The organism is Commensalibacter melissae (assembly GCF_003691365.1).
GTDB classification, from domain to species: domain Bacteria; phylum Pseudomonadota; class Alphaproteobacteria; order Acetobacterales; family Acetobacteraceae; genus Commensalibacter; species Commensalibacter melissae.
In genome coordinates, this window is record NZ_CP033087.1 from 1242910 (window position 1) to 1261705 (window position 18796).

17 protein-coding genes are annotated in these 18796 nt (G+C 36.1%); 6 read left to right on the forward strand and 11 right to left on the reverse strand.

Annotated features, from left to right (window positions below):
• The first annotated feature begins 19 nt into the window (after positions 1-19).
• Complete coding sequence (gene purN / locus D9V35_RS05685; protein ID WP_110438174.1) at positions 20-637, forward strand: phosphoribosylglycinamide formyltransferase; 618 nt, start codon at positions 20-22, stop codon at positions 635-637.
• Positions 638-677: 40 nt separating this feature from the next.
• Here the strand turns inward: purN and ndk are convergent, their stop codons facing one another.
• Positions 678-1100, reverse strand: coding sequence for a nucleoside-diphosphate kinase (ndk, locus tag D9V35_RS05690; protein WP_110438175.1), 423 nt, complete (start codon positions 1098-1100; stop codon positions 678-680).
• A gap of 116 nt (positions 1101-1216) precedes the next feature.
• Here ndk and D9V35_RS05695 point away from each other — a divergent pair, with 116 nt between their 5' ends.
• On the forward strand, positions 1217-3106 hold the full coding sequence (locus D9V35_RS05695; protein ID WP_122123725.1) for an ABC-F family ATP-binding cassette domain-containing protein: 1890 nt from the start codon (positions 1217-1219) through the stop codon (positions 3104-3106).
• A 66-nt stretch (positions 3107-3172) separates the two neighbouring features.
• On the opposite strand, the gene proP is transcribed toward D9V35_RS05695, so the two are convergent.
• From proP to D9V35_RS05715, 4 genes are all read right to left on the reverse strand, one after another.
• Positions 3173-4675, reverse strand: coding sequence for a glycine betaine/L-proline transporter ProP (gene proP, locus D9V35_RS05700; protein WP_122123726.1), 1503 nt, complete (start codon positions 4673-4675; stop codon positions 3173-3175).
• Between the two features lie 97 nt (positions 4676-4772).
• A complete protein-coding gene (locus D9V35_RS05705) occupies positions 4773-5279 on the reverse strand; it encodes a hypothetical protein (RefSeq protein ID WP_122123727.1) in 507 nt (168 codons plus the stop codon).
• 4 nt (positions 5280-5283) lie between these two features.
• Positions 5284-6417, reverse strand: a complete 1134-nt coding sequence (locus D9V35_RS05710) for a DegT/DnrJ/EryC1/StrS family aminotransferase (protein WP_122123728.1) — start codon at positions 6415-6417, stop codon at positions 5284-5286.
• Positions 6418-6474: 57 nt separating this feature from the next.
• Positions 6475-8433, reverse strand: coding sequence for a polysaccharide biosynthesis protein (locus tag D9V35_RS05715; RefSeq protein WP_240993347.1), 1959 nt, complete (start codon positions 8431-8433; stop codon positions 6475-6477).
• A 162-nt stretch (positions 8434-8595) separates the two neighbouring features.
• Here D9V35_RS05715 and D9V35_RS05720 point away from each other — a divergent pair, with 162 nt between their 5' ends.
• Positions 8596-9531, forward strand: a complete 936-nt coding sequence (locus tag D9V35_RS05720; RefSeq protein WP_162988593.1) for an MraY family glycosyltransferase — start codon at positions 8596-8598, stop codon at positions 9529-9531.
• Positions 9532-9572: 41 nt separating this feature from the next.
• On the opposite strand, the gene D9V35_RS05725 is transcribed toward D9V35_RS05720, so the two are convergent.
• The 3 genes from D9V35_RS05725 to D9V35_RS05735 form a co-directional block, all read right to left on the reverse strand.
• Positions 9573-10172: a hypothetical protein gene (locus D9V35_RS05725; protein ID WP_110438181.1), complete on the reverse strand. Its 600-nt coding sequence runs from the start codon at positions 10170-10172 to the stop codon at positions 9573-9575.
• A 158-nt stretch (positions 10173-10330) separates the two neighbouring features.
• Positions 10331-10675: a MarR family transcriptional regulator gene (locus D9V35_RS05730; protein ID WP_110438182.1), complete on the reverse strand. Its 345-nt coding sequence runs from the start codon at positions 10673-10675 to the stop codon at positions 10331-10333.
• Between the two features lie 207 nt (positions 10676-10882).
• A complete protein-coding gene (locus tag D9V35_RS05735) occupies positions 10883-12280 on the reverse strand; it encodes an amino acid permease (protein WP_110438183.1) in 1398 nt (465 codons plus the stop codon).
• Between the two features lie 200 nt (positions 12281-12480).
• Here D9V35_RS05735 and D9V35_RS05740 point away from each other — a divergent pair, with 200 nt between their 5' ends.
• The 3 genes from D9V35_RS05740 to fdxA all read left to right on the forward strand — a co-directional run bounded on the left by D9V35_RS05740 (position 12481) and on the right by fdxA (position 15737).
• Positions 12481-14979 (forward strand): helicase-related protein, encoded by a 2499-nt coding sequence (locus D9V35_RS05740; protein WP_122123730.1) that lies wholly within the window; start codon positions 12481-12483, stop codon positions 14977-14979.
• A complete protein-coding gene (locus D9V35_RS05745) occupies positions 14976-15257 on the forward strand; it encodes an RNA-binding S4 domain-containing protein (RefSeq protein WP_122123731.1) in 282 nt (93 codons plus the stop codon). Before D9V35_RS05740 ends, D9V35_RS05745 begins: the two co-directional genes overlap by 4 nt.
• A 147-nt stretch (positions 15258-15404) precedes the next feature.
• Positions 15405-15737, forward strand: coding sequence for a ferredoxin FdxA (fdxA, locus tag D9V35_RS05750; RefSeq protein WP_110438186.1), 333 nt, complete (start codon positions 15405-15407; stop codon positions 15735-15737).
• Between the two features lie 112 nt (positions 15738-15849).
• Here the strand turns inward: fdxA and cyoD are convergent, their stop codons facing one another.
• The 3 genes from cyoD to cyoB are packed head-to-tail and all read right to left on the reverse strand — an operon-like array spanning position 15850 to position 18793.
• Positions 15850-16185 carry a cytochrome o ubiquinol oxidase subunit IV gene (gene cyoD, locus D9V35_RS05755; RefSeq protein ID WP_110438187.1) on the reverse strand — a complete coding sequence of 112 codons (336 nt, stop codon included), beginning with the start codon at positions 16183-16185 and terminating at the stop codon, positions 15850-15852.
• Positions 16185-16805, reverse strand: coding sequence for a cytochrome o ubiquinol oxidase subunit III (gene cyoC / locus D9V35_RS05760; RefSeq protein ID WP_196424137.1), 621 nt, complete (start codon positions 16803-16805; stop codon positions 16185-16187). The genes cyoD and cyoC overlap by 1 nt, the downstream gene beginning before the upstream one ends.
• The gene (gene cyoB, locus D9V35_RS05765; protein ID WP_110438188.1) at positions 16805-18793 is read right to left on the reverse strand and encodes a cytochrome o ubiquinol oxidase subunit I; all 1989 of its coding nucleotides are present in this window, start codon (positions 18791-18793) and stop codon (positions 16805-16807) included. Before cyoB ends, cyoC begins: the two co-directional genes overlap by 1 nt.
• Positions 18794-18796 lie beyond the last annotated feature (3 nt).

Genomic DNA, 18796 nt, shown 5'->3' on the forward strand with positions numbered 1-18796 from the left:
CAAGGTGAGAACCCTTTAAATGTCGAAGAAAAAACGTATAGCGATCATGATAAGCGGACGTGGTTCAAATATGCGTTCCCTTATTGATGCATGTGCCAAACCCTCTTTCCCAGCATCAATTGAGTTGATCATTAGTAATAACCCGGATGCAGAAGGATTGGAAATCGCCCGCAAATCGGGTATTTCCACTCAAGTCATTGATGACTATGATTTTGGCAATAACAGACAAGCTCATGAACGCCAAATTAATGCGGCCCTTCAAGCCCATCATGTTACAACAATCTGTCTTGCAGGTTATATGCGACTTTTAAGCCCGTTTTTGATCAATGAATGGAAAGGTAAAATCCTAAATATTCATCCAAGTCTCTTACCAGCTTTTCCTGGTTTAGATACCCATAAAAAAGCCCTTAAAAAAGGGGTTAAGATACATGGTTGCACCATTCATATCGTAACAGAAAAAATGGATGATGGTCCTATTCTAGGTCAGGCAGCAATTCCTGTTCTTCCCGATGATACAGAAAACACCTTGGCAAAACGTGTATTGGACCAAGAACATCTTCTTTATCCAAGAGTTTTAAAGAATTTTCTATTGGGATTTGAAGCTGATTCGACTTCTGATACCCTGATTAATGGATAAATTTAAAAAGGCTGGAGATAAAGATCTCCAACCTTTGGTTTTATACGCAGATTTCAATGTCTGAAAAAAAGAAACGAATTTCAATAGCTGCATTTTCGGCAGAATCAGATCCATGAACTGAATTGGCCTCAATTGATTCAGCAAATTGCGCACGAATCGTGTGTGCCTGAGCTTTTTTAGGATCTGTTGCACCCATGATATCACGATTTTTTTGAACAGCGTTTTCGCCCTCCAAAACCTGAACCACGACAGGACCACTTATCATAAATTCAACCAGATCATTGAAAAAAGGACGTTCTTTATGAACTGAATAAAAAGCTTCAGCTTGCTGCTTGCTTAGCTGAATACGTTTTTGTCCAACGATTTTTAATCCCGTCCCTTCAATTAAGGCGTTGATTTTACCAGTCAAATTACGACGTGTTGCATCTGGTTTTAAAATTGACAGCGTTCTTTGTAAAGTCATATTGAAATTTCCTTTAATCTGTAAATATATTGCAGAGAAAAAATACTCTATTGGTAAATAGAAGTATTTCTCTTATCTTGTCGATAGTTTTTTTATCATATTTTGCAGGCAGATTTGTGAGTACGCTGGTTATAAATCACCTTACCCTTCGAATTTTAGGTCGCCCCCTCTTGGAAGATGCTTCCCTTACCATTGAGAATGGGCAAAAAGTTGGACTGGTTGGCCGAAATGGAACAGGAAAATCAACATTGCTAGCCGCAATTTCTGGAGATATATCAATTGATGGAGGTGAGATTCTTTTATCAAACCGTATAAAAATGGCACGGGTTAAACAGGAAACACCATCTGGTAATTTATCATTAATTGAAACAGTGCTTTCTGCGGATAAAGAACGTACGTATCTCATAAATGAGGCTGAATCAACACGGGATGGGTATCGGCTTGCTGAAATTCATGAAAGACTAATAGCCATACAAGCTGACAGCGCTCCGGCTCGCGCAGCAACCATTCTTGCAGGTTTGGGTTTCAGTGCAGAAAACCAACAACGTCCTATTTCGGATTTTTCTGGTGGATGGAGAATGCGAGTTGCTCTAGCGAGCACATTGTTTTTAAATCCCGATTTACTGCTCCTTGATGAACCCACCAATCATCTTGATTTAGAAGCGACTTTGTGGTTGCAATCCTGGATCAACAATTTTTCTGGCAGTGCAATAATTGTCAGCCATGATCGCAATCTTTTGAATGAATGTGTTGATGCCATTGCCCATCTTCATCATCAGAAATTGTCCATGACAGCTGGAGGATATGATGAATTTATCAGAATACATAACGAAAAAATACTTCAACAAAATCGGGAAACTGAAAAAATAGCCGCGAAACGTGCTCATATGCAAGCTTTTGTCGATCGCTTTCGTGCCAAGGCGACCAAGGCCAGACAAGCGCAAGCACGCTTAAAAGCACTTGAAAAACTGCCTGTTTTGGAAGAAATTGTTGAGGAAAGGGCAATACATTTCGAATTTCCCCAACCTGTACAATTACCGCCTCCATTAATTACCCTTGATCAAGTCAAGGTTGGATACGGCGATCATGTTGTACTTTCCAATTTAACATTAAGAATTGATCCAGATGACCGTATTGCCCTTTTGGGTGCAAATGGTAACGGTAAATCAACCTTTATCAAACTTATCGCAGGTTGCCTGAAACCAATGGAAGGTAGCATTCATAATCACACCAAACTTTCTGTTGGTTATTTTGCTCAACATCAGTTAGAAGAACTTATTCCTGGTCAAACCCCATTCAGTCATCTTGAAAAGGTTTTACCAAAAGCCACACCCACTGAATTGAGAGCGCAACTTGCACGATTTGGATTAAATACCGAGCAAACTGATACCCCTGTTCAATCCTTGTCTGGTGGAGAAAAAGCTCGACTTGTTCTGGCTCTTATCACACGTCATAAACCCAATATCCTATTGCTTGATGAACCTACCAATCATTTGGATCTTGATGCCAAAGAATCCCTAATTCATGCATTATCCTCCTTTGAAGGAGCTGTCATACTTATTTCCCATGATCCACGTCTGATAGAACTGATAGCTGACCGGCTTTGGTTGGTTAATAATGGTACAGTTGAATCTTTTGATGGTGATATCAATGATTACCGTCAATGGCTAACGGATAATAAACGTATTCTTGATTCATCCGTAAAAAATACAGAAACTGGCTCATCTCAAAAATTAGCACGCAAGGAAAGAGCGGAAAAACGGAAAATACTTCAACCGTTAAAAAATAAAATAAAGGCTCTTGAATTACTTATTCAGAAAAATAGTGAAGCATATCTCAAAATTGAACAAAAAATGGCTGAACCAGAGTTTTATTCAAATGTATCAGCTGAAGAAATAACAAAATTACAAATCGAATTGGCTGAATATCAAAAACGAAAAAATCAAGCCGAAGAAGATTGGCTTATTTTACAAGATAAACTGGAAAATACTGAAAAAGAATTGTAAATAATTTATAATATACCAACAGGCAATGAATATGATTTCATCATTGCCTGTTAATAAAATATTGAATCAGTCCAGTTTAGGATGTTGATCAATCAGTATCTGTCTACGTCGTTCCAAATCTGCAATTTTTTCATCAATTTCCTCAACTTTTTGCTCTATCGTATCAAAATGTTCTGATAAAATTTCTTTGGCTTCATTACGATCGGAAGCTGTTGGTGTTTCACCTCTTAAGGGTTTATTGGCCGTTTCAGGCATTCGTATTCCTGTCCACAGTCCTATTAATGAAATACCCATCAAATAAAATGCAGGCATATTTAAGTTATGCGTTGCTTCAACCATCCATGCCACAATTGTTGGTGTCATGCCTGCGATTAAAATCGAAATATTAAAAGCAATCGCCAATGCGCTATAACGAATTTGAGTTGGAAAAATAGCTGGCAGGATTGAAGCCATCACACCGATAAAACAATTCAATAATATGGCAAGAATTAATAAACCAATAAATATAAAACCGACTGAATTGGTTTGAATCATCAAAAAGGCAGGATAAGATAATAAAAAAAGTCCAGTGCTACCCCCCAATATAAAAGGACGCCGTCCAATTTTATCACTTGTCATTCCAATTATAGGCTGAACAAATAACATACCAACCATTACGGCAATAATAATCAGTACGCCGTGATTTTCTGAATAATGCAAATTATGTGAAAGATAACTCGGCATATAAGTCAAAAGAACATAATACGTCACGTTGGTAACAATTACTATTCCAACACATATCATTAAACTTTTCCAATATTTACCGGCCACTTCCCGATATGATAGCTTGGGTGAATTTCTGAGGTTTACCTTACTTTCAGCCTCCATGTCCTCGACATGCTTTTGAAAGGCTGGTGTTTCCTCCAATTCATGACGCAAATATAATCCTATTGCTCCCAAAGGAAGGGCTAAAAAGAAAGGAATACGCCATCCCCATCTCTCAAACTGCACATCAGAAATCATGCTGGATATCAAAACAACAACACCCGCCCCAATTACAAACCCTGCGATGGATCCGAAATCAAGCCAACTTCCCATTAATCCACGTTTACGATCAGGGGAATATTCCGCGACAAAAATTGCGGCACCGGAATATTCTCCACCTACTGAAAACCCCTGTACAAGCTTTGCAATCAATAATAAGACCGGGGACATAATACCAATGGATTGATAACTTGGGATTAATCCAATACTACAAGTACCCAAGGACATTATGATTATAGTTATCGCCAGGATTTTTTGTCTTCCGTATCGATCCCCCAAAACACCACAAACTATTCCCCCCAATGGACGAACAAGAAAAGGAACAGAAAAAGTCCCCAATGAGGCAATCATTTGAACACTTGGTGAAGCATCAGGAAAAAAAACCTTACCCAATACAAAGGCCAAAAATCCATAAACCCCAAAATCGAACCATTCCATTGCATTTCCAAGTGCGGCTGCAGTTATGGCTTTTTTTAATTTGTCATCATCGATAATGGTGATGTCATTAATATTCATTGGTTTATATATTTTTTTTGCTGGCCTCATTAATATTTCCTTCAAAAGTATAATTTATCTTCATAAATCAATTTTTTTTATTTTTTAAATTTTTAATTTTTTTTGATTTTAACAAGATTTAAACATTTTAAGGAAAATCTGTCCTTTCATAATCATATTGATCAACAAGCTTTCTTAATGGATCAAAAGCACTATCATTACAATCTTTTACAAATATCTTGCTTTCATTCTCATTGATGACTTCATAAAATATCTTGTTATTCCAATCCGCCTGGCTGATCCCAAGCCACAATACCAAAGTGAAAGGGTGAGGTTTTTCATGTTCAGGTTTGTTAATATAATAGTTTTTGTCCAGATCACGATTAAACTGAATTTCGACATCCCCGGTGGATGGCGGGTTCTGATGTAATGGTCCCCAACCTTTTAGATTGGATTTTATCCATTTCTTAACCGATTCAAGCTCTGAAGGTGTTAAACTACGTTTTTTGTGCAAGGGCCCAACAACAAGTTCTGCATTGACTATCGGTGGAAAAGTAACAGGTTGAATTTTATCCCTCACCGAAAGCCATATGATCATCACAATGGTAAGACAAACGATTAATACAAGGGTTAAAATTATATTTTGCTTTCTCATTCTTTTATTTTTTTACTTTTAAAACTGCTTGAATAACACGGTTAACCTGAGCATTCGAAAGTTCTGGATGAATAGGTAATGCCAAAATCCGTTTGGAAACTTCCTCTGATACTGACAAATATGTTCCATCATGATAGGAGTGATAGGCAGGTTGTAAATGCAATGGTAAGGGATAATAAATGGCCGAGGGAATATTTTCAGCCTTTAACGTATCTTGTACAAATTTGCGTTCTGCTTCATCACTTAATAGAATTGAATAAATTGCCCAGGCACTTTTACTATTTAATACCCGAGTAGGTATTTTTACACAAGACAAAAGCGCGGCATCGTATAAAGTTGCAATTTCTTCTCTTCTTACAAGCTCCTCTTCAAGATAACCGAATTTGGCCAACAATATTGCTGCCTGTATCGTATCCAAACGTCCATTTATTCCCGTTCGCAAAACCTGATAACGTGTCTGTCCTTCGCCATGCGAACGCAACGAGCGATAAAGTTCAAACTTTTCTAAACTGTTTGTAAAAATTGCACCACCATCCCCATAGGCTCCAAAAGGTTTGGATGGAAAAAATGAGGTGATCGTGGCATCTGCCTGACTTCCCAGTTTCTTTCCATGATATTGACCACCAAAGGACTGAGCACAATCATCCAACAAAAATAAATTTTCATCTTTAGCAATCTGGCATAATTCATTCCATGGCGCAGGCTGTCCAAAAAGATCTACCCCAATAATGGCTTTAGGTTTTAATTTATTTTCTTTTTTAACCTTATCAATTGCACTTTTGAGATTAATTGGATCAATTTGAAAAGTTTCAGGATTAATATCAACAAAAATGGGAGTTGCACCCAGCAATAATGGAACCTCAGCTGTTGCTGTATAGGTAAATGCAGGTAAAAATACAGCATCCCCTCTTCCAACATTTTCACCCATTAACGCAATCTGGATTGCATCTGTTCCAGATGAAACCCCTATACAATATGAAACACCGACATATTCCGCCAAACGATCTTCAAGTTCCTGAACTTCAGGTCCTAAAATAAACTTTCCATGTGAAAAAACCTTGTCTATACGATCTTTTAAAATCTTTCCTATACGTGCCTGTTGTTTGTTCAAATCTAAAAATAATATCGGATCATTCATATTCACCTCTAGTATAATTTTTTAAATTATCTTATTCGATTTTTTGATTTCGTTCATTTAATTCGACAAATGTATAAATTCAGGCACTAATTTCTGCACATATGTTATTGCCTCAACAACATCATTATTATCACATGCATATCTAATCCGATCGATATATTCCGTAACCACCTTGATATCCATACCTTTGGGCGTTGCCATCAATAAACCGTCATGATCAGTTGGAACTGGGGCTTCACGACCATAAAATAATTCCTCAAATAATTTTTCACCAGGTTTTGCTCCGGTAAATTCTATGACTATGTCCTCATCCGGTTTTAACCCGGCAAGGCGAATCATCTGACGTGCCAAATCCAGAATTTTTATGGGTTTTCCCATATCAAGTACAAAAATGCCCCCCTGATGCAACATCTCATCCGTTTTGTCTCCATTCCCAAATCTTATTGTTGCTCTTACGCTAGCCTGTAAAACCAACCCTACCGCTTCTGGAATAGTCATAAAATAGCGTTGCATATTTGGATCGGTAACCGTCAAAGGTCCTCCATGACTCAACTGACGCTTGAACAGGGGAACAACAGATCCTGTTGAGCCAAGAACATTTCCAAACCTTACCGTAATGAATCGCATTTTGCTCATACCCAACCATTCAAAGCCCTGATTTTTCTTTTCAGGATCATGGTCACGAATGGTTTTATCGAGAGACTGACAATACATTTCTGCAATTCGTTTTGAAACGCCCATAAAGCTTGAGGGATTAACCGCTTTATCAGTTGATATCATGATAAATGCCTGTGTCCCGCATTTAACAGCAGCATCAGCCACAACACGCGTGCCAATAATATTTGTTAAAAATCCCTCGATTGGATTATTCTCGATTGTAAATACATGTTTCAAAGCTGCAGCATGAAAGACCAAATCTGGTTTATATTTTTGAAAGAGGGAATTCACTCTTTTCTTTTCTCGTATATTGATTAAGATCGTTTCCCTTAAACCTGCAAAATTACTTTCCGATAATTCAATATTTATCTTCCATAGTGCATATTCGCTTTGATCAAGCAACAATAATAATTTAGGGGATAAATCAGCAACTTGCCGAACCAATTCTGATCCTATACTTCCTCCCGCACCTGTAATGGCAACGACTTTGTCCTTTATCATTTCAGCCATGCCAGCACGATCCAAGACAATCTGTGGCCTGTTCAATAATTCATCAAGAGCAATCGGTTTCAATTCTAAATTGGCGGCAGGTGATAAATGGGTAATTACTGGTGTTCTCTGAACATCAATATTCCATTTACCCGCAATTGCTAAAAAATCCCGCAATTGCTCCCCTCTTAATTCTTGACCAATAATCACGAATAAAGAAGGTAATTTTTTTTGTTCATCAAGCTGTGTCAGTATGACAGAAAAATCATCCAAACTTCCTAAAATGGGAATATTATGAATACGATGCCCTTTTCTATTCTGACGAAAAGAGATCAGTCCCATAACCGATAATACGTTTGAATGATCAAGCCGTATAGCCCGCATAAACAGATCAATATCTGCATCATTTCCAACAATGATAATTTTTCTTTTTTTATTGAAATAATTTCTAAATGCTTCTGAAGATAAAATCCGGTAACCTATTCTACCACCGCCCATTAATAGCAAAAGAACCATTGCATAAATAAACGGAAATGTCACGGAAGGTAATGGATATCCGGTTACATACAATAAACAGGTGAATAATATCGCACTGCCTACAGATGCAGCGGCTATATTTAACAAATCTGCTATCCCGGAAAAACGCCAATATTGTTGTGGAATATGAAATGGTATTCCACTAACCAGCAAGGTCAATACACCACCCGTTAAAAACCATAATGGATGGATAAACCCGCCCTGTGGATCAGAAAGCCAACGTGCCAATGGAGCGGCAATGGCTGCCAACAGACCATCCATAAAAATATTGATAGCAATACGATTAAATATCTTTTTTTGTTGGCTAGAAATAGTTACATTAGGCTGTTGCAAAATCACTTTTCCATTTAAATAATGTAGAATAACTTTATTTAATTACATTACATTTAAAAAACAATGAACTCTGTAAACTATAAATATTTGTTACTTATCTGGCTTATCTCCAATACACTATTATCCGCAACAATTGTGAAATATGTTGCCTCAGTTGGTATTATGGATAATCCAAACCAACGGAGTTCTCATACATTTCCAATACCAAAAGGCGGTGGGATAGGTATCATTTCCGCCTTTTTAACTGCCAATATAAGTTTTATTTACTTATTTAACCAGCATTATTCTTTATCAATCATAGGTTTATTATCAACCATTACATTCATATCATTATTTTCGTGGCTGGACGATATCAAACAATGGTCAGCCTTATCCAAACTGGCAATTCAGTTTATTGCATCCATAAGTGTTTGTATTTTTGTCTTTCCAGCCTCTTTCTTAGAAAGCCATTTATATTTGCTTCCTTTTTTTATAATCTGGCTTGTTTATATAACTAATGCTTATAATTTTATGGATGGTTTAAACGGTTTGGCTGCTGGAGTTGCCGCAATCTGCTGCCTGTTTATTTATTTTTATAGCACAAATCTGGAAAATAAAATTTTTGCATTATCCCTGTTGACTGGATTGCTCGGTTTTCTTCCTTTTAATTTCCCAAAAGCTGAAATTTTTATGGGAGATGTCGGCAGTCAAGCTTGCGGTTTGATATTGGCCTCTTTTGCCATTATTCCCTTAGGCACAGCGATCAACGCAAACTTTGTCACCTTAATTTCTCAAAATATAATAATATTTTTTCTTTTGTTTGGTTTCATTTTTGATGTGACTTTTACATTAATACGTAGAATAATTAACAAGGAACCTTATTTACAAGCACATCGCAGCCATTTATATCAAATGGCCCATCGCAGTCATATTTCTCCGATTTTAATCACGTTTATAGAATGTTTATTTTGCATTTGGGGTGGTTTTTTATTCTATCTATTCCCCCTTATTTCATTGCAAAACATTGAACTCGCGTGCTCGCTACTGATTTTGCCTCAACTTATCTGGACTTTATTCATTCTTTACAAAACACAGTCTTTAAATATAAAAAAATGGTAACTGTATGATATCCAGTTACCATTTTCCAAAAATTCAAACAACTATTTTTTCATTTTATCTAGTTGTTCACCATTTAATTCATCTGCAGTCATATGACTTTTATTTGCAGATTTTTTAATGTTTTTTTCTTTCTGCTTGTCAGCTTCAGCTGCTTTTTGCAAATGTTTATCAACAAATTTAATTTCAAAACCTGCAGGTGCACCGGCCAATCTTCCGCCAACAGTGTTTGTATCCATTTTAATGATAACATTCTTTGCATTTTTTAGATTTCCAGCCCCTACACCAACACCAGCTGTGGCTTCACCCGTAGCGGCAGCATATTTTCCAGCAAAATCATATATATTTTTTAACTGAAAAACACGTCCTGTTGCTTGAGATTTTGAAAAACCTAATGCAACAACATCACCACCCTTTATCTTGAACTTGTAAACATGTCCTCTATAATGAAGAATACCATCTCCCCAAGTATAACCAACGCCTAAATCTGCTGAATGAAAGGTCATAGTCACCGTACCTACGGATTTTTCAGAAGATGCAGCAGCTTGGTGAACACGTTTGTGATGATTGGCCGCAAATATTGGATTAATTAAAAAAGACGATCCAATCAGAGTGGCGGCAAAGAGTAAGTTATTATTTTTCATTATGATTTCCCCAAATAGTTTCTGTACTATAATAACACTTACCTGGAAATAAATAAATATATTAAACTACATTCTCATTTTGGGTATTAAATAAAAAAGCAGTTATTGAATTAATAACTGCTCTTACAACATATATAGTAATTGTTATATAACCATTATTATTGCTTCACAGCTTCGCTCATAATGGATTGAATATTCTGCAAATATTCATAACCTTCTTCTGTACGCTGCACTAATACAGAGCGACGATCCATAGGGTCTGTTTTTCTACCTAGCAAATTGAGTTCTTCCAATCGATCCAGAGCTCTTGTGATAGCTGGTTTTGAAACTCTTAGAGCCGCTGCCAATCCACGAACAGTCTGAACTGTTTCATTCAAATAACAAATCAAGAAAACAGCCAATTGACGTGCTGACAAGTCAGGTTTATCCTGACGTACCATTGTCGTGATTGTATTCTGGAGAATAACAATCTGTTGTTCAAAAGGGATTTTTTTAGAAGTCATTTTATAACCTTTGAATAATTACTTACATATAACGTTGTGTCAGTTAAACAAATGAGTATTATGACTTAAAATATCAACCTTCTCTACAAAAAATTATAACAAATTAATTACAATTAATTTGACACACCAAAAAAACATAGGAAAAGTAATAAAAATTTCTCATTGAAAAATTAGTTTATTAAGATTTAAGCTTTATTTACCTCCTTTTTATTTTGATAGTAAAATTATTTTACTCTTTTTTTTTGATTTTGTAACTATATAATAACAAAAAGTAATAAAAATAAACCAAGCACTTCCGATATATAATGCCATACGCGTGTCAAACTGTATCATTAGCGTCAATAACGTGAAAAAAATAAATATTATGCAAAGAATACAGGAGATATATCCACCAGGTAATTTGAAGAAAGAACTCATGTGTTTATGAAAATGTTTTTTTCTATACTGGATATAGGACAGTAATATTAGCAACCAAGTAAATAATGAAATAATTGTCGCAATGGAAGCCACCAAAGTAAAAATTTCAATAATACTTTTATTATTAAAAAGTAATAAGATAACTGAAGTTAATAAACATAAGCAAGAAAATCTCAGACCATTTATCGGTATAGAATGTTTGGATAAATTCCCAAAAAAAGCAGGCGCTTTATTAAGTCTTGCCAAACCATATAACATACGGCTACTGGAAAATACCCCGCTGTTTGTGGATGATGCAGCTGACGTAATCACAACAATATAGACTATTGCAGCAGCTGCAGGGAGACCAGCAAACAAAAACAACATGATAAATGGACTTTTGGATGGATTGATACTTTGCCAAGGAATAACCGCCATAATAACCATTACAGAAAATACGTAAAACATCAAAATTCTTAAAGGGATATTATTAATGGCCTTGGGTAAATTTTTTTCCGGATCTTTAGATTCAGCCGCAACGGTACCAATCAGCTCAACTCCAATAAAGGCAAAGGTGGCACTTTGAAATCCAGCCAAAAACCCCTCAAATCCATTAGGAAACAAATTACCATGATTCCATATGTTTTTTACAGAGGTCACGTCTCCTGATGGAGAACGAAAACCCGTAACGATAAAAAAGATACCAACAAGAATTAAAACAATAATGGCTAGAATTTTGATAATGGCAAAACTAAATTCCATTTCACCAAATATTCGAACAGTCAAGCGGTTTAAAATATAAAATATTGCGATACAGCATAGAGCCGGTATCCAAGAATACAAATTGGGATAAAATATTTGCGTATATCCTGAAATGGCAATTAGATCTGCAATACCAATGACAATCCAGCACAACCAGTAAGACCAACCCAAAACAAAGCCGCAACAAGGTCCAAGCAATTCTGTAACAAAATCTACAAATGATCTGTATCGTAAATCAGATAAAAGAATTTCGCCCAAGGCACGCATTACAAGGAATACAATAATACCAATAATACAGTAAATAAAAATAATAGAGGGACCAGCAAGTGAAATCGTATTAGCCGCTCCCATAAAAAGACCAGTGCCTATACACCCTCCAATTGCAATTAACTGCATATGTCGGTTACTCAAATTTCTTTTTAGTTCTGTATCTATACCCTGACCCATAAAAAACCTTTGTTACATTGATTTTTCAAACGTGTTTGAAAATGATTAATTTTTTGCAAACAATAAATTAATTATTTAATTATTAATTAAAATAAAATCTCAAAACAATTGTAATTTATAATTATCATTGAATGATTATCTAGTTAATTTATCTATTATCCTGTACGCTTATCAAAAACAGCTGATATAAATTATCTATAATGACACAAATCAAAGCAATACTTGGACCAACAAATACTGGCAAGACCTATACAGCCCTTGAACGCTTGCTTGCTTATCCTTCCGGAATCATTGGATTTCCCCTAAGGCTTCTTGCCAAGGAAAACTATGACCGAATGGTTAAAATCAAAGGAAAAAAAAATGTCGGGCTTATAACAGGTGAGGAAAAAATTGTCCCACCCCAGGCAAAATGGTTTTCCTGCACTGTTGAGGCAATGCCTGTTCATATACCCGTTGATATTGTCATCATTGATGAAATTCAGCTTTGTTCAGATCCAGATCGTGGACACATTTTTACCCACCGGCTTCTTCATTGCCGCGGAACATATGAAACAATTTTTCTCGGAGCTGATACAATCATCCCTATTTTGAAAAAACTTGTTCCATCTATCGAAATACAAACACGGCCAAGACTTTCATCATTAGTATATAATGGATTTACCAAATTAACAAAATTGCCACCACGTTGTGCAATTGTTGCCTTTTCAGCCCATGAAGTTTATGCCATTGCAGAATTGGTCAAGCGTCAAAAAGGTGGATGTGCAATTATCATGGGACGACTTTCTCCCCGTACTCGTAATGCACAAATGGAACTTTATCAAAATAAAGAGGTTGACTATTTGATTGCCACCGATGCAATTGGCATGGGTTTGAATATGGATGTCAATCATATCGCTTTTGTGAATTTATCAAAATATGATGGACGACAGATGCGTAATCTCTATCCAAGTGAAATTGCTCAAATTGCAGGTAGGGCTGGGAGAGGCTCAAAGGATGGAACATTTGGCATAACCGCGAATTGTCCAATAATTTCTGATAAAATTGTCAATGCCATAGAAAATCATGCTTTCGATCCCATAAAACAAATTTATTGGCGTAATCATGATCTCGATTTTCAAAATCCCCTGACACTTTTTTCCACCTTATCCACACCTTCACTGTTTCCACAGCTTATAACTGGTCAATATTCTTCTGATCTTAAAAACCTATCTTATCTTATCCAAGACCATGAAGTACGTTCAATATGTACGTCACAATTTAAAACTGAATTGTTATGGGAATGTTGTCAAATACCCGACTTTAAAAAAATTGGCAGTGAATATCATGCACGGATATGTAAACAAATTTTCCTTTTTTTGATCAAACAAGGCCATATACCTGAAAATTGGATTGATCAGCAAATTCAACAGCTAAATCATTTGCAGGGGGACATCGATACCTTAATGCAGAGACTTGCCAGTATTCGTATCTATTCATTTTTAACAACAAAAAATAATTGGGTAGAATCATCATCTTATTGGCACACCCAAACAAAAGAGATAGAAGAAAAACTTTCCGACGCGCTACATGACAGTTTGGTATCAAAGTTCGTTAATCAAAGGGTCACAAACCTTATCCATCATTTATCTCACTCTAAACAAATAAATGCCTTTACCTCTATAACAAATGAAGGGAATATTTCAATTGATGGCGAGTTTATTGGTAAAATTCGGGGATTTTGTTTTCAACTTCCGGATTCAATCCATAAAGACGAACGCTCTTTTATTTTAAAAAAAATTAATAAATCGATTGAAAAATTTATCCCTCAACAGGTTAATCGATTAATTCACGATAATGATAAAGAATTTATGATAGATCATGATAAAAAAATTATATCATGGCAAAAATCACCAATCGCTCAATTAAAAAAAGGCAAGGATTTTTTTCATCCAGATATCTGCCTTTTAAATAAGGATTTAATTCAACAAGTTTTTCAAAATTTAATCTTGAGAAGATTGAAAGAATTTTTAGAAAATTATAATCGAAGATTATTTCCAAATTTTTTTAATGCCTTGGATAATGATAACAACACATCAGAACTACGTGGAATTCTGCATCAACTTTATGAAAATGGAGGCATTTTATGGACTGAACAATATTTCAATTTGTCAAAAGACACAATTAAACAATTGAAACATTACAAGATTCATTATGGAAATCACGCAATTTATATCGAAAACTTTTTTAAAGAAAAACAATATTATTTACGACATACACTCCTCACACTCAATGAACAGATTGCTAATCCTGTTTTACTTTCACCTAAACAAGTTGCTTATTTAACTTCTTCGACAATGAACAAAAATCTTGTTGCCAAGATGGGATGGCTTGTTGCCAATAAACAGATCATCAGATTGGATATTGCAGAAAAATTGACGTTCAAGCTTAAGAAAGCGTCAAAAAAACATCCTGTTTGTTTTCATAAAAAATGGATAGCACCTGTTCCATATTATAATGATAACATTATTCCACTACTTAAATCTCTAAAATTGCAACCCAAAAAACCTGAAAAATTAACATATGAAAAATTTGGCCCTCCAGCACCCTTATTAATTAAAAAAATTAAAATAAAAAAACAGCGCAAAATTAAACATATGACGCATCTTACCCAAGATAATCCATTTAACATTCTTAAAAACTTTCTTTTGAATCGTACATGAACTATCAAACTGAGCTAACCTGTCAACGTATTGATATCTGGCTTTGGCATGCTAGAATATATAAATCCCGATCGATTAGTTATTTCTCGATTAAAAACGAAATTATAAAAATAAATTCAAAATCAGTTATCAAACCTGCAACTTTAATAAAAAAAAACGATATCATTACCATTCCCTGGAATAATAGTAGCAGGGTAATACAGGTCTTGGGTTTTTCAACCCGAAGAGTTTCAACAAAATTATGTCACTCTTTATACAAAGAAATTCTTGAAAAATAGATTTTGATGTAATAAAGAAAATGAATAATTTTCTTGTTAGTCATCAAGATGATACCTAACTTATATAAGTAAGCTATTTTATATAATTAAGAAAAACAATTATTTAGGGAAAAACCCTTATTTAACTAGTATGAATCGGAGAAAACAATGGCCTATGTGGTCACAGAAAACTGTATCCGCTGCAAATATATGGATTGTGTAGAAGTATGTCCCGTCGACTGCTTCTATGCGGGTGAAAATTTTCTAGTTATAAGCCCAGAAGAATGTATCGATTGTGGAGTATGTGAACCTGAATGCCCTGCAGAAGCTATATTCCCTGACAGTGATGATCGTTCTACCGACTGGATTGAGATCAATGCTGAACTGTCCAAATCATGGCCAAACATTACAAGAAAAGAAAATACACCTTCGGATGCTGATGAATGGAACGGAAAGCCTGATAAAAAGGATATGCTTTCCCGGGAACCGCATAAGAGCTAATGTATATCTGTCTTTAATCAATAAAAAACCCTTTATCATTTGATAAAGGGTTTTTTTATAACTTGATTTCATTTTGCCCCATAATGATTTACAGGACAAAACGTAAATATAATTATCGAGACATCATGTTATAACTTGCATTATGCATTACGAATAACGTTCCAAATACAATAACGATTGCTACGAAAAGCGAAAATGCATAACTTACCAAATCAACACGTTTTTCTGGAGACACACTGACATGCAAGAAAAATACTGACTGAACAATAATTTGTAATGCTGCCAATACCCCAAGCGTAGTTGCAGTAGCCATCGTTGAAAACATATGTTCCATAACGATATAAAAAGCAATTACCGTAAGGATGATCGATAATACATACCCGACTATATAGGATGCTACAGAGCCGTGTCCTGCCTCTTCTGAGGCTGTAGTGTGATTTTCTGTCATTATGCCATACTCAACAGGTAAACGAAACTAAATACGCAAATCCAAACAATATCCAAGAAATGCCAAAATAAACTCATACAAGCCAATCTTGGCATCATTGTTTTGTTTAGACCCTTTGTTACCAATTGAATCATCAGAACCGTCATCCAAATCAGACCCAAAGTAACATGTAAGCCATGCGTTCCAACAAGTGTAAAGAATGCCGACCAATAAGCGCTAACGGTTGGTGAGGCACCATGTTGAACAAAAGCGATAAACTCTTGAACTTCCAAAACAAGGAACCCTAAACCAAGAATGGCTGAAACCACCATCCATAAAAGTGTTCCATTGTTACTGTTACGACGCGCCTGAATCATCGCGAAACCGAAGGTAAGTGAACTTGTCAACAGCAAGGCAGTTTCAATAGCCACTCGCCCCAGTTCAAACATTTCTTTACTGGTTGGACCACCAGCAAACTGATTTCTTAAAACCGCATAACTGGTAAATAAACACCCAAAGACAATGCAGTCCGACATCAAATACATCCAAAAGCCAAAGAATGAATGATTTTCATGCTCATGTTCGTGTTCATGAACATTTTGTGAAGTATTTGACATCGTTGTACTCATATTCTCAGCCATTATTCAGCCACCTGTGTCATAAGTTTACGAGAATGTTCTTTTTCAATACGTTCAACTTCTGAAGCAGGAATGACATATTCTTTATCATCTTTAAAGCTATAGCCAATAGCTAATACAAAATTAAGAATTACGGTAACAATCACAAGCCACCAGATATGCCAAACTGCCGCAAATCCCAGAACCAATGCAAACATGCCATGCCAAAAACCTGCAGACGTGTTTTTAGGCATAAGAATATCCTTATAGGTTTCAGACGTACGACGTGTATCAATTCCATGCTCTTTATTATATGCATAAGCATCACGTGATTGAACAACTGGAATATGAGCAAAGTTATAAACAGGAGCTGGAGAAGAAGTTGACCATTCAAGACTACGACCATCCCATGGATCACCCGTTACATCAATATTTTCAGGTTTTTTCGCGTTAATAATACCAAGGAAAATCTGTAATAATTGGCAAACAACACCACAAAGGATACAAAATACACCAACACAGGCAATCTGTAACCAGAAATGCCAATTGGGATTGTCATAATGATTCAAACGACGAACCATTCCATCAAATCCGGTAATGTATAATGGAACAAATGAAAGGAAAAATCCAAAGAACCAGAAAAAGAATGCGGCCTTACCAAGTTTCTGACTCATCTTGAAACCGGTTACTTTTGGAGCCCAAAAATTCATCCCCGCGACATAACCAAAATAAACACCACCAATAATAGTATTATGGAAGTGAGCAATCAAGAATTCACTATTATGCAAAACGAAGTCACTGGCTGGAATTGCCAGCATAACCCCGGTCATACCACCAATAACGAAAACAATCATAAATCCGATTGTCCAATACATTGGTGCAGTAAATTCGATACGTCCTCTAAACATGGTAAAGAGCCAGTTAAAGACCTTAACTCCTGTTGGGATGGCAATGATCATCGTCATGATACCAAAAAAGGTATTAACATTTGCTCCGGCACCCATTGTAAAGAAGTGGTGAACCCAAACCAGCAAGGACAAGGTCGTAATCGCCAAACTTGCATAAACCATTGTTGCATAACCGAATAATGGTTTTTTGCAAAATACAGGAACAACTTCCGAGAAAACACCAAAGGCAGGAATTACAAGAATGTAAACTTCAGGATGTCCCCATGCCCAGATCAGATTCAAATACAACATTACATTTCCACCACCATCATTGGTAAAGAAATGCATTCCACAATAACGATCCAGTGCCAATTCAGCCACAGCCACTGTCAAGGCAGGGAATGTCGTAAAAATCATGATACAAGATGCAATAACAGTCCATGTGAAAACAGGAATACGCATCCATGTCATTCCTGGGGCACGCATTTTGACAACTGTAGTTATAAAGTTAACAGCAGTCAAAAGCGTTCCAACACCGGAAATCTGAACAGCCCAGATATAATAGTCTACCCCTACGCCAGGACTGAACTGCAATTCAGAAACAGGTGGATAGGCCAACCAACCAGCAGTCGAGAAATCACCAATAAACAAAGAGATGTTAACTAGTATAGCACCAGCAGTCGTTAACCAAAAACTTAATGAGTTGATAAATGGAAAAGCGACGTCACGAGCACCAATCTGCAAAGGAACGATAAGGTTAAATAGACCCTGCATAAATGCCATGGCCATGAAGAAAATCATGATTGTACCATGAGCAGTGAAAATTTGGTCATAATGCGATGGAGGCAGGTAACCAGGACTATTATAAGCCATGGCCTGTTGCAGACGCATCATGATAGCATCCGCAAATCCACGGAATAACATAACAAGTGCAAGCACGATGTACATTATACCGATACGCTTGTGATCAACCGAGAAAAGCCAGTTTCTGAACAATACACCCCATTTACCATAGTATGTGATCGCTCCTAAAACAGCCAATCCAACAATAACTACCCCAATAAATGTCCCTACCAATATAGGTACATGATATGGAATAGCCGAAAGACTTAATTTACCTAACATTTA

Bases quoted from the DNA above. Each gene is read 5' to 3' on its own strand.
- D9V35_RS05705 (WP_122123727.1), bottom strand. From the start codon at position 5,279: ATGAGAAAGCAAAATATAATTTTAACCCTTGTATTAATCGTTTGTCTT.
- proP (WP_122123726.1), bottom strand. From the start codon at position 4,675: ATGAGGCCAGCAAAAAAAATATATAAACCAATGAATATTAATGACATC.
- cyoC (WP_196424137.1), bottom strand. From the start codon at position 16,805: ATGGCTGAGAATATGAGTACAACGATGTCAAATACTTCACAAAATGTT.
- cyoB (WP_110438188.1), bottom strand. From the start codon at position 18,793: ATGTTAGGTAAATTAAGTCTTTCGGCTATTCCATATCATGTACCTATA.
- D9V35_RS05745 (WP_122123731.1), top strand. From the start codon at position 14,976: ATGAACTATCAAACTGAGCTAACCTGTCAACGTATTGATATCTGGCTT.
- D9V35_RS05710 (WP_122123728.1), bottom strand. From the start codon at position 6,417: ATGAATGATCCGATATTATTTTTAGATTTGAACAAACAACAGGCACGT.
- D9V35_RS05725 (WP_110438181.1), bottom strand. From the start codon at position 10,172: ATGAAAAATAATAACTTACTCTTTGCCGCCACTCTGATTGGATCGTCT.
- D9V35_RS05735 (WP_110438183.1), bottom strand. From the start codon at position 12,280: ATGGGTCAGGGTATAGATACAGAACTAAAAAGAAATTTGAGTAACCGA.
- D9V35_RS05740 (WP_122123730.1), top strand. From the start codon at position 12,481: ATGACACAAATCAAAGCAATACTTGGACCAACAAATACTGGCAAGACC.
- purN (WP_110438174.1), top strand. From the start codon at position 20: ATGTCGAAGAAAAAACGTATAGCGATCATGATAAGCGGACGTGGTTCA.
- D9V35_RS05730 (WP_110438182.1), bottom strand. From the start codon at position 10,675: ATGACTTCTAAAAAAATCCCTTTTGAACAACAGATTGTTATTCTCCAG.
- cyoD (WP_110438187.1), bottom strand. From the start codon at position 16,185: ATGACAGAAAATCACACTACAGCCTCAGAAGAGGCAGGACACGGCTCT.
- ndk (WP_110438175.1), bottom strand. From the start codon at position 1,100: ATGACTTTACAAAGAACGCTGTCAATTTTAAAACCAGATGCAACACGT.
- fdxA (WP_110438186.1), top strand. From the start codon at position 15,405: ATGGCCTATGTGGTCACAGAAAACTGTATCCGCTGCAAATATATGGAT.
- D9V35_RS05720 (WP_162988593.1), top strand. From the start codon at position 8,596: ATGGATAATCCAAACCAACGGAGTTCTCATACATTTCCAATACCAAAA.